A 13,112-nucleotide genomic window follows, 5' to 3' on the forward strand; every position below is an offset into this window, starting at 1 on the left:
ACGCCCGGCGCGCGCTGCCGCGGTGCGCGCGCGGCTGCGCACGCCGGTCCGACCCGGTCGGGTCGACGCCCGGGCAACCACCTCGGCGGGAGCCGCGTCTCTTCCCGCGGGCCCGGAGGGCCACCGCACCACGGGGGAGGGCGCATGACCGGCTTCGAAGAGCACGCCGTCGTCGTGGGTGGCGGACTCGCCGGGGTCACCACCGCCCTCGAACTCGCCGACGCCGGACTGCGCGTGACCCTGCTGGAGGGGCGTCCCCGGCTCGGCGGGCTGGCCTTCTCCTTCAAGCGCGGCGACCTCGAGGTCGACAACGGCCAGCACGTCTACCTGCGGTGCTGCACCGCCTACCGGTGGTTCCTCGACCGCGTCGACGGCGCCGCCCTCGCGCCCCTGCAGGACCGGCTCGACGTACCCGTCCTGGACGTGGCCCGCCCCGGCGGTCCGCGGCTCGGCCGGCTGCGCCGCAGCGCCCTGCCCGTGCCCTTGCACCTGGCCGGATCGCTCGCCCGCTACCCGCACCTCTCCTTCGCCGAGCGCCTGAGCGTCGGGCGCGCCGCCCTCGCGCTGCGCCGCCTGGACCCCGCCGACCCGGCGCTGGACGGCCTGGACTTCGCGACCTGGCTCGGCCGCTACGGGCAGTCCGCCCGCACGATCGAGGCGCTCTGGGACCTGGTCGGCATCGCCACCCTGAACGCCACCGCCGAGCAGTCCTCGTTGGGACTGGCCGCCATGGTGTTCAAGACCGGCCTGCTCTCCGAGAACGGCGCCGCCGACATCGGCTGGGCCCGGGTACCCCTGGGCGAACTGCACGACACCCTCGCCCGCAAGGCCCTCGACGCCGCCGGCGTACGGACCGAGCTGCGCGCCCGGGTCACGGACATCTCCCGCATGCCCGAGGGGGCGTGGCGGATCGACACCGAGGAGGAGTGCCTGGAGGCGGGCACCGTCGTCCTGGCCGTCCCGCAGCGCGAGGCGCACGGACTGTTGCCCGCCGGCGCCCTCCCGGACCCCGACAAGCTCCTGGACATCGGCACCGCGCCCATCCTCAACGTCCACGTGGTCTACGACCGCAAGGTGCTCAAGCAGCCCTTCTTCGCCGCCCTCGGCTCCCCGGTCCAGTGGGTCTTCGACCGCACCGAATCCTCCGGACTCCCGGACGGCGGCCAGTACCTGGCACTGTCCCAGTCCGTCGCCCAGGACGACATCGACGAGCCCGTCTCGGTCCTGCGCGCCAAGTACCTGCCCGAGCTGGAGCGGCTGCTGCCCGCCGCGCGCGGCGCCAAGGTACGGGACTTCTTCGTCACCCGGGAGCGGACGGCAACCTTCGCCCCCACCCCCGGCGTCGGCCGGCTGCGCCCCGGGGCGCGCACCGACACGCCGGGGCTCTACCTCGCCGGTGCGTGGACTGCCACGGGCTGGCCCGCGACCATGGAGAGCGCCGTCCGGAGCGGACTGAGCGCGGCCCACGCCGCACTCGCCGCGCTCGGCCGCCACCGCGAACACCCTCTGCAGGAGGCGGCATGACGAGCACCATCAGCAGCACCGGCACCACCAGCACCACGAGCACAGCACGTACAGGAACAAGAGGAGAGCCAGTGAATCCGGGGAACCCGGCTGTCGAGAACACGGATGCCACTGTGGGCACAGCCGGAGGGGGCGTGGAGAAGGCGGACACGATCGCGCTCCTGGAACGCGGCCGTACGCTCTCGACCCCCGCGCTCCGCGCCGCCGTCGAGCGGCTCGCGGCGCCCATGGACACCGTCGCCGCCTACCACTTCGGCTGGATCGACGCCCAGGGCAACGTGGCGGACGGCGACGGCGGCAAGGCCGTGCGTCCCGCGCTCGCGCTGCTCTCCGCCGAGGCCGCGGGCGCCGCGGCCGAGGTCGGCATCCCGGGCGCCGTCGCGGTCGAGCTCGTGCACAACTTCTCGCTGCTGCACGACGACCTGATGGACGGCGACGAACAGCGCCGCCACCGCGACACGGTGTGGAAGGTGCACGGACCCGCCCTCGCGATCCTGGTCGGTGACGCCCTGTTCGCCCTCGCCAACGAGGTGCTGCTGGAGCTCGGCACCGTGGAGGCCGGCCGCGCGACCCGCCGCCTGACCACCGCCAGCCGCAAGCTCATCGACGGCCAGGCGCAGGACATCTCCTACGAGCACCGCGAGCGCGTCAGCGTCGAGGAGTGCCTGGAGATGGAGGGCAACAAGACCGGCGCCCTGCTCGCCTGCGCGGTCTCCATCGGCGCCGTGCTCGGCGGCGCGGACGACCGTACCGCCGACAAGCTGGAGGAGTACGGCTACCACCTGGGCCTCGCCTTCCAGGCCGTCGACGACCTGCTCGGCATCTGGGGCGATCCGGAGGCGACCGGCAAGCAGACCTGGAGCGACCTGCGCCAGCGCAAGAAGTCCCTGCCGGTGGTCGCCGCCCTCGCGGCCGGCGGCGAGGCCTCCGAGGAACTCGCCCGGCTCCTCGCCGAGGACGCCAAGAGCAGCGACTTCGAGAACTTCTCCGAGGCCGAGTTCGCCCACCGCGCGGCCCTCATCGAGGCGGCCGGCGGCCGCGGATGGACCGCCGACGAGGCGCGCCGCCAGCACGCCGTGGCCATCCGGGCCCTGGACGACGTCGACATGCCGCAGCGCGTGCGCGACCAGCTCGTCGCCCTCGCGGACTTCGTCGTCGTGCGCAAGAGGTGATCGCCACCCGACAGCGGATATGAATCGCGAGTCGCCGGCCGGGGCCGCCACCTGAACGTGGCGCGCACCGGCCGACGGCAGACCCCAGCACAGCAGAGGACACTGTTCTAAGGGGAAGCCATGACAGCGACGACCGACGGCAGCGCCGAGGGCGCCGGCGCCGGCAGCGAATCCACCCCGGGCGCCGTGCCGCCCGGCCCCACGGGCCGCACCGCGGGCCTGGCCGCCGGACCTCCGGCACCGCCCCCGGCCCCCCATGCGCCGGCCCGCTCCGGCCGGGCGGGCCCGCGCGCCGAGTACGCCCCACCGGGCGTGCCGGGTCTGCTCGGCCGCCCCACCCGCCCCGGGACAGGGCGGACCACGCCCCGGGACACCGCCCGGGACACAGCTATGGACCCCGCCCGGGACACGATGCGCGACACGGTACGGGACGCCGCGCGGACCACCGCCGATCTGCGCCGCCCGCCGGACGGCACCCGGCCGGGGGTGTACGAGGCCGCCGCGCGCGCCACCCGGAACCTGCTGGACCGCCAGGACTCCGAGGGCTGGTGGAAGGGCGACCTGGAGACCAACGTCACCATGGACGCGGAGGACCTGCTGCTACGGCAGTTCCTCGGGATCCAGGACGAGGCCACCACCCGGGCCGCCGCCCTCTTCATCCGCGGCGAACAGCGCGAGGACGGCACCTGGGCCACCTTCCACGGCGGACCGCCGGAACTGTCCGCCACCATCGAGGCCTACGTCGCACTGCGCCTCGCCGGGGACGCCCCGGACGCCCCGCACATGACGCGCGCCTCGGCCTGGATCCGGGCCCACGGCGGGATCGCCGCCGCCCGCGTCTTCACCCGGATCTGGCTGGCCCTCTTCGGCTGGTGGAACTGGGAGCACCTGCCCGAACTCCCGCCCGAGCTGGTCTTCCTGCCGCCCTGGGTGCCCCTGAACATCTACGACTTCGGCTGCTGGGCCCGCCAGACCATCGTCCCGCTCACCGTGGTCTCCGCACTGCGCCCGGTCCGCCCGGCCCCCTTCACCCTCGACGAGCTGCACGCCGACGCGCGGACACCCAACCCCGCCAGAAGACTCGCCCCGCTGACCAGTTGGGACGGCGCCTTCCAACGGATGGACAAGGCCCTGCACGTCTACCGGCGGTTCGCCCCGCGCCGACTGCGCAAGGCGGCGATGGCAGGCGCCGGCCGTTGGATCGTCGAACGCCAGGAGAACGACGGCTGCTGGGGCGGGATCCAGCCGCCCGCCGTGTACTCGGTCATCGCCCTGCACCTGCTCGGCTACGACCTCGGGCATCCGGTGATGCGTGCCGGGCTGGAGTCCCTGGAGCGGTTCGCGGTGTGGCGCGCGGACGGCGCCCGGATGATCGAGGCCTGCCAGTCCCCGGTGTGGGACACCTGCCTGGCCGCGATCGCCCTGGCCGACGCGGGCCTGCGCCCCGACCACCCGGCGCTGGTCAAGGCCGCCGACTGGATGCTCGGCGAGGAGATCGTCCGCACGGGCGACTGGGCCGTGCGCCGGCCCGGACTCGCCCCCGGCGGCTGGGCGTTCGAGTTCCACAACGACACCTACCCCGACATCGACGACACGGCCGAGGTGGTCCTCGCGCTGCGCCGGATCAAGCACCCGGACCCGGCCCGGGTCGAGGGGGCCATCGCCCGCGGGGTGTCCTGGACCCTCGGCATGCAGTCGAGGAACGGCGCGTGGGGCGCCTTCGATGCCGACAACACCAGCCCCCTGCCGAACAAGCTGCCCTTCTGCGACTTCGGCGAGGTCATCGACCCGCCCTCCGCCGACGTCACCGCGCACGTGGTGGAGATGCTCGCTTTCGAGGGCCGGGCGGGAGATGCCCGGACCCGGCGTGGCATCGCCTGGCTGCTGGCCGAGCAGGAGCGGAGCGGCGCCTGGTTCGGCCGCTGGGGCACCAACTACGTCTACGGCACCGGCTCGGTGCTCCCGGCCCTGGTCGCCGCCGGGATCGCCCCGGGACATCCCGCGATCCGGCGGGCCGTGCGCTGGCTGGAATCCGTACAGAACGAGGACGGCGGATGGGGCGAGGACCAGCGCTCCTACAAGGACCCGTCCTGGGCCGGGAAGGGCGCCTCCACCCCCTCACAGACCGCCTGGGCGCTGATGGCCCTGCTGTCGGCGGGCGAGCGCGAGGGCAAGGCCGTCGAGCGGGGCGTCGCCCACCTCGTGGAGACCCAGAAGGAGGACGGCACCTGGGACGAGCCGTACTTCACCGGCACCGGCTTCCCCTGGGACTTCTCCATCAACTACCACCTGTACCGGCAGGTCTTCCCGCTCACCGCGCTCGGCCGCTACCTCTACGGGGAACCGTTCGCCCCGGCCGGAGCGCACCCGGCAGCGGCCGGGGAGGCGTGATGTCCGCCGCCGACGGCGACCGGGGCCGCGGGACCGACCCGCTGCTGGTGGCCTGCGCGCTGCGCATCGAGCAGGTGGCGTTGCGCAGCGCCGGGCGCGGCTCGGGTCGCGGGTCGACCGGTGGGCACGTCCTGCTGCGCACCGGGATGGGCCCGCGCGCGGCCGAGCGGGCCGTCGGCCGGGCACTGGAGCGACCGGGGATGGACGGGGCCGCCGTCCTCGCGACGGGCTTCTGCGCCGGGCTGGTCCCCGGCATGCACCCCGGAGACCTGGTCGTCGCCGACGAGGCCCGGGACCCGCGGGGGATCGTCACCTGCACCGGTAGCGCCCTGCTCGCCGAGGCACTGGCCCGGGCCGCGCCCGGCCGGACCGTGCACCGCGGCGCGCTGACCGGATCCGACCACGTCGTCCGCGGCCAGGAGCGCGCGCAGCTGCGCGCCACCGGAGCCGTCGCGGTCGACATGGAGTCCGCGGCCACCCTGTGGACCGCTACCCGGGGCGGTGGCCGTCCGGTTGCGGCCGTCCGGGTGATCGTGGACGCTCCGGAGCACGAGCTCGTCCGTATCGGCACGGTTCGCGGGGGAATATCGGCCTTCCGTGTCCTGCGTGCCGTACTGCCCGCGTTTCATGAATGGCACCGTTCGTTGCTGCTCCCCAGGAGGTGAGCCAGATGGCCATGCCGCTGCGCCAGTCCATCAGGGTCGGGACATATCTTCTCGAACAGAAGCTCCGCAAGCGCGAGAAGTTCCCCCTGATCGTCGAACTGGAACCGCTCTACGCCTGCAACCTGGCCTGTGAGGGGTGCGGGAAGATCCAGCACCCGGCCGGGGTGCTCAAGCAGCGCATGCCGGTCGCCCAGGCCGTCGGCGCCGTGCTGGAGTCGGGTGCCCCCATGGTGTCCATCGCGGGCGGCGAGCCCTTGATGCACCCGCAGATCCACGAGATCGTCCGACAGTTGGTGGCCAGGCGGAAGTACGTATTCCTCTGCACCAACGCGATGCTGCTGCGCAAGAAGATCGAGAAGTTCACCCCTTCCCCGTATTTCGCCTTCGCCGTGCACATCGACGGTCTGCGCGAGCGCCACGACGAGTCGGTGGCCAAGGAAGGCGTCTTCGACGAAGCGGTCGCCGCCATCAAGGAGGCGAAGAAGCGCGGGTTCCGGGTGACGACCAACTCCACCTTCTTCAACACCGACACCCCGCAGACCATCATCGAGGTGCTCAACTACCTCAATGACGACCTCCGGGTCGACGAAATGATGATCTCTCCCGCCTATGCCTACGAGAAGGCGCCCGACCAGGAGCACTTCCTCGGCGTCGAACAGACCCGAGAGCTCTTCAGGAAGGCCTTCGCGGGCGGCAACCGGCGGCGCTGGCGGCTCAACCACTCCCCGCTCTTCCTGGACTTCCTGGAAGGGAAGGCCGACTTCCCCTGCACGGCCTGGGCCATTCCGAATTATTCCCTCTTCGGTTGGCAGCGCCCCTGCTATCTGATGAGCGACGGATACGTACCGACGTACCGCGAGCTCATCAACGACACCGACTGGGACAAGTACGGCCGCGGAAAGGACCCGCGCTGCGCGAACTGCATGGCGCACTGCGGCTACGAGCCCACCGCCGTCCTCGCCACCATGGGCTCCCTCAAGGAATCCCTGCGCGCGGCCCGGGAAGCGGTCGCCGGCAACCGGGACACGTCGGCATGACCGGGCGGTCACGGGAGGAAGGGGGCGGCCGGGGCCAAGGCTTCGACCTCGGCGCCCTACTGGCCGAGCGCGGCGCCGAGCGGTACGAGCTGCACGCCCGGCACCTCAACCACCAGCTGCCCCGCATGCTGCACACCATCGGCTTCGACAAGGTCTACGAGCGGGCCGAGGGCGCCCACTTCTGGGACGCCGAGGGCAACGACTACCTGGACATGCTGGCCGGGTTCGGGGTGATGGGCCTCGGTCGGCACCACCCGGTCGTGCGCCGGGCCCTGCACGACGTCCTGGACGCCCAGCTCGCCGACCTCACGCGCTTCGACTGCCAGCCGCTGCCGGGACTGCTGGCCGAGAAACTGCTCTCGTACAGCCCGCACCTGGACCGGGTCTTCTTCGGCAACAGCGGCACCGAGGCGGTGGAGACCGCCCTGAAGTTCGCCCGGTACGCCACCGGGCGCCCCAGGATCCTCTACTGCGACCACGCCTTCCACGGGCTGACCGCGGGCTCCCTCTCGGTGAACGGGGAGAGCGGGTTCCGGGACGGCTTCGCACCGCTGCTCCCCGACACGAGGATCACGCTCGGGGACCTCGCGGCCCTGGAGCGGGAGCTGAAGCGCGGGGACGTGGCCGCCCTCGTCGTCGAGCCGATCCAGGGCAAGGGGGTCCTGGCCGCCCCGCCCGGATTCCTGCTCGCCGCGCAGGAGATGCTGCACCGGCGGGGCGCGCTGCTCATCGCGGACGAGGTGCAGACCGGCCTCGGCCGCACCGGCGACTTCTACGCGTACCAGCACGAGCCGGGCGTGGAGCCGGACCTGGTGTGCGTGGCGAAGGCGCTCTCGGGCGGCTACGTCCCGGTCGGCGCGACCCTGGGCAGGGACTGGATCTTCAAGAAGGTCTACTCGTCCATGGACCGGGTGCTCGTGCACTCCGCGAGCTTCGGTTCCAACGCCCAGGCCATGGCGGCGGGCCTCGCGGTCCTGTCCGTCATGGAGGACGAGGAGGTCGTGGCGAACGCCCGGGTCATGGGCGACCTGCTCCGCGGGCGCCTCGCCGCGCTGGTGGACGAGTACGAGCTGCTGCACGAGGTGCGGGGGCGCGGGCTGATGATCGGCATCGAGTTCGGCCGGCCGTCCTCGCTGGGCCTGCGCAGCCGGTGGGCCATGCTGCAGGCGGCCCGCAAGGGGCTCTTCGCGCAGATGGTCGTGGTGCCCCTGCTGCAGAAGCACCGGATCCTCACCCAGGTCTCCGGGGACCACCTGGAGGTGATCAAGCTGATCCCGCCGCTGATCGTGGACGAGGAGGACGTGGACCGGTTCGTGGGCGCCTTCCGTGAGGTCATGGACGAGGCGCACGGCGGGTCCGGACTGATCTGGGACTTCGGCAGGACGCTGGTGAAGCAGGCCGTCGCCACGCGCTGACGGCCCACCCACCCCGTGGCGGAACCGGTCCGGCCGGTCCCGCCCGCGTCAGACGAGGAGCCGGTCGCGCAGTCGGTCGAGGGTCTCGGGCGTCAGCCCGAGGCCCTCCGCCAGATAACGGTCCACCCCGCCCCAGACCTCGTCGATGGTGTCGAAGGCGGCCACCAGGTACTCGGCGCGGGCGTCGAAGAGCGGCGCGAGCAGCTCCATCACCTCAGGGGAGCGGGCGCTCGCCGACTCGTCGGTGCGGCGTACGCGATAGCGGCGGTGCGGGGCGTTCGACTCCAGGTAGTCCCTCACGATCGCCGCGCGCTCGACGCCCAGCGCGAGCAGGGTGACGGCGATCGACAGGCCGGCCCGGTCCTTGCCCGCCGCGCAGTGCATGAGCGCGGGGACGCTGTCCTCGGCGAGGGCGTGCACGACCCGACTGTGCTCGGCGGTGCGCTGCCGGATGATCCCGCGGTACGAGTTCGACATCCGGGCCGCGGCCTTGCCGTCGCCCAGGATCTCGCGGAGCTGCACGAGGTCGCCGTCGCGGACCAGCCGCCAGAACTCCCGCCCGTCCGCCGGGTCCGAGAGCGGGATGTTGACGTTCCGGACGCCGGGCAGCTCGACGTCCGGCCCCTCCAGCGCGTGGTCGGCGCCGTTGCGGAAGTCGAAGATGGTGTGGAGGCCGAGTGAGGCGAGGAAGTCTGCATCACTTTCGGTGGCATGTGCGAGATGTCCGCTTCGGAACAGTCGTCCCGTCCTGACCGTTCGTCCGTCAGAAGTCGGCAATCCGCCCACATCGCGGAAATTGCGCACTCCGGACAGCTCCGGCTCCTGTATCTGCTGGGTCAAAGCGATTCCTCCGCCACGTCGTGGGCCCTCTGTCCGAATTACACTACTTGGCGCCAACTTGCCATATCCGGAGGCGAGATCGGGCGCGCCCCCGTGAGCCAGATCATACGGTGACCGTGAGTGCCTGATCGTCGAAGGCGAATGGCCCCGTCGGGGCGGCTGTTGGCGGTGCGGAATGGACGGAGGGTGACGGTAATTCCGTCGGTCCCTCATGCCTGTGATTCCGTCAGGGAATTCACGGCTTGTTCCGTGTGGCCGCAAGGGATTACCTTCGCGATCGATCCGGGTGGACCGCCAAATCCTGCCGCCTCCCGGAAACCGCATCCGACCTATTCGCGCGGCAGGAGCGGGGGAACCAGGTAAGCCGCTGTTCCGGGGATCTTTTCTCCGGGACGGCTCGGGGTGAAGTCGTTCATGTCTCGTACAGGTGCGGCCGGACATCTCCAGTCCGAACCCGACAGCTCACCTCGCAGGCGCCGGAGAGGAATTCGTCATGCCTGCAAAGGGTAAGCACCGCCGTCCCAAGTCCCTTTCCCTTTCCCGCGGCTTCGCCGTCGCCGGAACCGGTGGCGCGGCCCTCGCCCTGCCGCTGATCGGTGCCGCCGGCGCCCACGCTGCCGGCGCCCCGACCGCAGCCCCCGCGGTGACCCCCGCGGTGGCGACGCAGGCCCCCCTCGCTCTCCGGTCGGCGCCCGCCGCCGCCGTGCAGTCCGCCCCGACCGTCTACACCGTCGTGCCGGGCGACTACCTCTCCAAGATCGCCGCCGAGCGCCACCTGGCGGGCGGCTGGGAGCAGCTGTACGCCGACAACCGCGAGGCCGTCGGTGGCAACCCGTCGCTGATCCACCCGGGCCTGAAGCTCCACCTCGGCGGCCCCGGCGAGCCGGCTCCGTCCGAGGCCGAGGCCGAGGCCGCCCCGGCCCCCGAGGCCGAGCCCGACGCCGCGCCGGCCGAGCAGGCCGCGCCGAAGCCGGTCCGCGAGCAGGCCGAGCGGGCCGCCCCGGCGCAGCCGGAGGCCGCCGCCGAGCCCCAGGCCGAGGCCCCGGCCGCAGCGCCGCGGTCGGGTGCCTTCGTGGCCCCGGTCGGCGGTGGCATCTCCACCCAGTACAAGGTCGCCGGCAGCATGTGGTCCTCCGGCTACCACACCGGTGTCGACTTCATCGCGAGCATGGGCACCACCGTCAAGGCGGTCGGCGCGGGCACCGTGGTCTCGGCCGGCTGGAGCGGCTCGTACGGCAACGAGGTCGTCATCCGGCACGCGGACGGCAAGTACTCCCAGTACGCCCACCTGTCCCAGCTCTCCGTCTCCTCCGGCCAGAGCGTCACCGCCGGGCAGAGCATCGGCCTCTCCGGCTCCACCGGCAACTCGACCGGCCCGCACCTGCACTTCGAGATCCGTACGACCCCGTCCTACGGCTCGGACCTGGACCCGATCGCCTACCTCCGCTCCAAGGGCGCGAGCCTCTGACGGCACCCGCCGTCGAACCACCGACACGCGTGAGGCCGGGACCCGAGGGGGGTCCCGGCCTCACGTGTACTTATTCCTTATCCCCCGCGTGGTAGAGATCACGGTCCGTCAACCCCTTATTACGTTGGCGTAGGTTGCTTGCGGGAGTGAAGGATGGTGTCCCGTGGCAGCGACGACGACCAAACTCAAGACCATCGGCTCGTACGCGGCGATCGGGGACAGCTTCACCGAGGGTGTGGGGGACCCGGGACCCGGGGATTCCTATCTCGGCTGGGCGGACCGGCTCGCCGTGCTCCTGGCCGATCAGCGCGAGGAGCATGACTTCCGGTATGCGAATCTGGCGGTGCGGGGGAAGCTCCTCGACCAGATCGTGGCCGACCAGCTCCCGAGGGCCAAGGCCCTCGCACCGGACCTGGTGACCTTCTGCGCGGGCGGCAACGACATCATCCGGCCCGGGACCGACCCGGACGACGTGGCGGAGCGGTTCGAGGCGGCCGTGGCCGACCTCACCGGCGCCGTCGGACTGGTCATGATCACCACGGGCTTCGACACCCGGGGCGTACCGGTGCTCAAGCACCTCCGCGGCAAGGTGGCGACGTACAGCGCCCATGTCCGCGCCATCGCCGACCGCTACGACTGCCCGGTGCTCGACCTCTGGTCGCTGAGGTCCGTACAGGACCGGCGGGCCTGGGACACCGACCGGCTGCACCTCTCGCCCGAGGGACACACCCGGGTCGCGCTGCGCGCCGCCCAGGTGCTCGGCCTGGACGTGCCGGCCGACCCCGACCAGCCGTGGCCCCCGGAGCGGCCGCGCGGCTCGGTGGACGTGACCCGGGACAACATCCAGTGGGCGCGCGAGCACCTCGCGCCGTGGATCGGCCGACGGCTGCGCGGGGAGTCCTCCGGTGACCACGTGGAGGCCAAGCGGCCGGACCTGCTGCCGCTCTAGTGCTGTCCGGGACGCTCCCCGGCAGGTGCGGGAGCCGGAAGCGGAATCCTTCGGGGTCGGTGTGCGTTGGGATGGTCGTAGAGCGACGACCGTCCTGACCCCATCCTCCCTGGAGGCGCTTTGACCGGCTCCCGTCCCTTGCGTCCGCGGCTGCGTGCCCTGCGGCCCGAAGCCTTCGGTGCGGACCCGTCCGGTGCCCGGCTGGAGCGGATCCGCCGCTCGCCGAACTTCGCCGACGGCGTCTTCCAGAACCCGGTCGGGGCCCGGAATCGGCCCTCGGGTTCGATGGCGGAGTTCGCCAAGATCTACTTCCACCGGGAGCAGCGGGTACGGCGCAGCCCCGCGGCGCCGATCCCGGTCCACCCGACGACCCTCGCGGACCTGGCGAAGCCGCCGGTGAGCGGCCTGCGGCTGACCTGGATGGGGCACTCCAGCGTGCTCGCGGAGATCGACGGGCGCCGGGTGCTGTTCGACCCGGTGTGGGGCGAGCGGTGCTCCCCCTTCCCCTTCGCCGGTCCCAAGCGGCTGCACCCGGTGCCGGTCCCGTTGGCCTCGCTGGGCAGGGTCGACGTCGTGGTCATCTCGCACGACCACTACGACCACCTCGACCTGCCGACGATCAAGGCGCTGGCCGGTACGGACACGGTCTTCGCCGTTCCGCTGGGCGTCGGCGCGCACCTGGAGCGCTGGGGAGTACCGGCCGACCGGCTGCGCGAGCTGGACTGGAACGAGAGCATCAAGATCGCGGGTCTCACCCTGACGGCCACCCCCGCCCGGCACTTCTGCGGCCGCGGCCTGCGCAACCAGCAGCACACCCTGTGGGCGTCCTGGGTCGTCGCGGGCGACGAGCACCGGATCTACCACAGCGGCGACACCGGCTACTTCCCCGGGTTCGAGGAGATCGGCGCCGAGCACGGGCCCTTCGACGCCACCATGATCCAGATCGGTGCCTACTCGGAGTACTGGCCCGACATCCACATGACGCCCGAGGAGGGCATGCGCGCCCACCTCGACCTCCAGGGCGGCACCCCGCACGGCACGATGCTGCCGATCCACTGGGGCACCTTCAACCTGGCCCTGCACCCGTGGGACGAGCCGGGCGAGGGGACGCTGGCCGCGGCCGACGGGGCCGGAGCGGCCGTCGCACTGCCGATCCCGGGCCAGCCCTTCGAGCCGAACGCCACCGACGCCCCGCGTCTGCCGTGGTGGCGGCCCTTCGTCGCCGGGGCCGCTGCGGGCGGCCCGGTCGACGGCCCCTCGTCCGTACCCGCGCTGGGCGCCGGGTCGGTGGCGGGGACGACGGCACGGCTGGGATCCGCGGCGGCGGGCGGCCAGGAGAAGCAGGAGCCCGTCGGCTCGTAGCGCGCGCTCCGCACGGATGTCACGGCCGCCCCGGCACGTCGGGGCGGCCGGTCGCTCGTCCGGACCGGTCGAGCGGCCGACCTGGCCGGCGTGGGGCGGCGCCGGGGCGGCCCCAGGGCCTGACCGGCGCATTCGGACTGCTGTGCGAGCGCTCCACCGGGAGCGGGAAGCACCCCGGCGAAGTTCGCCAACTGGCGGTCGGGGGTGCTGCGATGGGGTCTAGCGTGGGTATTCGGTGATCAACACCGGGCCCCGGGAACGCTGGGGGCCGGGCCCCACGTACCGAGGA

10 protein-coding genes and 1 riboswitch are annotated in these 13,112 nt (G+C 72.5%); of the genes, 9 read left to right on the forward strand and 1 reads right to left on the reverse strand.

Annotation, left to right across the window (positions count from 1 at the left end):
* The first annotated feature begins 144 nt into the window (after positions 1-144).
* From hpnE to ACGFYY_RS12540, 6 genes are all read left to right on the forward strand, one after another.
* A complete protein-coding gene (hpnE, locus tag ACGFYY_RS12515; protein WP_365277601.1) occupies positions 145-1,524 on the forward strand; it encodes a hydroxysqualene dehydroxylase HpnE in 1,380 nt (459 codons plus the stop codon).
* Positions 1,521-2,696 carry a polyprenyl synthetase family protein gene (locus tag ACGFYY_RS12520; RefSeq protein WP_365277599.1) on the forward strand — a complete coding sequence of 392 codons (1,176 nt, stop codon included), beginning with the start codon at positions 1,521-1,523 and terminating at the stop codon, positions 2,694-2,696. The genes hpnE and ACGFYY_RS12520 overlap by 4 nt, the downstream gene beginning before the upstream one ends.
* A gap of 390 nt (positions 2,697-3,086) precedes the next feature.
* Positions 3,087-5,087, forward strand: a complete 2,001-nt coding sequence (shc, locus tag ACGFYY_RS12525) for a squalene--hopene cyclase (RefSeq protein ID WP_393708943.1) — start codon at positions 3,087-3,089, stop codon at positions 5,085-5,087.
* A complete protein-coding gene (locus tag ACGFYY_RS12530) occupies positions 5,087-5,752 on the forward strand; it encodes a 1-hydroxy-2-methyl-2-butenyl 4-diphosphate reductase (protein ID WP_393708777.1) in 666 nt (221 codons plus the stop codon). The genes shc and ACGFYY_RS12530 overlap by 1 nt, the downstream gene beginning before the upstream one ends.
* Before the next feature lie 5 nt (positions 5,753-5,757).
* Positions 5,758-6,789: an adenosyl-hopene transferase HpnH gene (gene hpnH, locus ACGFYY_RS12535; protein WP_365277590.1), complete on the forward strand. Its 1,032-nt coding sequence runs from the start codon at positions 5,758-5,760 to the stop codon at positions 6,787-6,789.
* Positions 6,786-8,204 (forward strand): aspartate aminotransferase family protein, encoded by a 1,419-nt coding sequence (locus ACGFYY_RS12540; protein WP_393708780.1) that lies wholly within the window; start codon positions 6,786-6,788, stop codon positions 8,202-8,204. Before hpnH ends, ACGFYY_RS12540 begins: the two co-directional genes overlap by 4 nt.
* A 48-nt stretch (positions 8,205-8,252) precedes the next feature.
* On the opposite strand, the gene ACGFYY_RS12545 is transcribed toward ACGFYY_RS12540, so the two are convergent.
* The gene (locus tag ACGFYY_RS12545; RefSeq protein ID WP_393708782.1) at positions 8,253-9,044 is read right to left on the reverse strand and encodes a tyrosine-protein phosphatase; all 792 of its coding nucleotides are present in this window, start codon (positions 9,042-9,044) and stop codon (positions 8,253-8,255) included.
* Between the two features lie 292 nt (positions 9,045-9,336).
* Positions 9,337-9,533: riboswitch (cyclic di-AMP (ydaO/yuaA leader) on the forward strand.
* A 4-nt stretch (positions 9,534-9,537) separates the two neighbouring features.
* On the opposite strand from ACGFYY_RS12545, the gene ACGFYY_RS12550 reads away from it, so the two are divergent.
* The 3 genes from ACGFYY_RS12550 (at position 9,538) to ACGFYY_RS12560 (ending at position 12,823) form a co-directional block, all read left to right on the forward strand.
* Positions 9,538-10,512 carry a peptidoglycan DD-metalloendopeptidase family protein gene (locus ACGFYY_RS12550; protein WP_393708784.1) on the forward strand — a complete coding sequence of 325 codons (975 nt, stop codon included), beginning with the start codon at positions 9,538-9,540 and terminating at the stop codon, positions 10,510-10,512.
* A gap of 163 nt (positions 10,513-10,675) precedes the next feature.
* The gene (locus tag ACGFYY_RS12555) at positions 10,676-11,461 is read left to right on the forward strand and encodes an SGNH/GDSL hydrolase family protein (RefSeq protein WP_393708786.1); all 786 of its coding nucleotides are present in this window, start codon (positions 10,676-10,678) and stop codon (positions 11,459-11,461) included.
* A 120-nt stretch (positions 11,462-11,581) separates the two neighbouring features.
* Positions 11,582-12,823 (forward strand): MBL fold metallo-hydrolase, encoded by a 1,242-nt coding sequence (locus tag ACGFYY_RS12560; protein ID WP_393708788.1) that lies wholly within the window; start codon positions 11,582-11,584, stop codon positions 12,821-12,823.
* The last annotated feature ends 289 nt before the right edge of the window (positions 12,824-13,112 follow it).

Origin of the sequence: Streptomyces sp. NPDC048331 (assembly GCF_043201215.1) — a bacterium.
Taxonomy (GTDB): domain Bacteria; phylum Actinomycetota; class Actinomycetes; order Streptomycetales; family Streptomycetaceae; genus Streptomyces.

What these genes read in the sequence shown, in the direction of transcription:
- ACGFYY_RS12530 (WP_393708777.1), top strand. Translation starts at nt 5,087, where the DNA reads ATGTCCGCCGCCGACGGCGACCGGGGCCGCGGGACCGACCCGCTGCTG.
- hpnE (WP_365277601.1), top strand. Translation starts at nt 145, where the DNA reads ATGACCGGCTTCGAAGAGCACGCCGTCGTCGTGGGTGGCGGACTCGCC.
- hpnH (WP_365277590.1), top strand. Translation starts at nt 5,758, where the DNA reads ATGGCCATGCCGCTGCGCCAGTCCATCAGGGTCGGGACATATCTTCTC.
- ACGFYY_RS12550 (WP_393708784.1), top strand. Translation starts at nt 9,538, where the DNA reads ATGCCTGCAAAGGGTAAGCACCGCCGTCCCAAGTCCCTTTCCCTTTCC.
- ACGFYY_RS12540 (WP_393708780.1), top strand. Translation starts at nt 6,786, where the DNA reads ATGACCGGGCGGTCACGGGAGGAAGGGGGCGGCCGGGGCCAAGGCTTC.
- shc (WP_393708943.1), top strand. Translation starts at nt 3,087, where the DNA reads ATGGACCCCGCCCGGGACACGATGCGCGACACGGTACGGGACGCCGCG.
- ACGFYY_RS12520 (WP_365277599.1), top strand. Translation starts at nt 1,521, where the DNA reads ATGACGAGCACCATCAGCAGCACCGGCACCACCAGCACCACGAGCACA.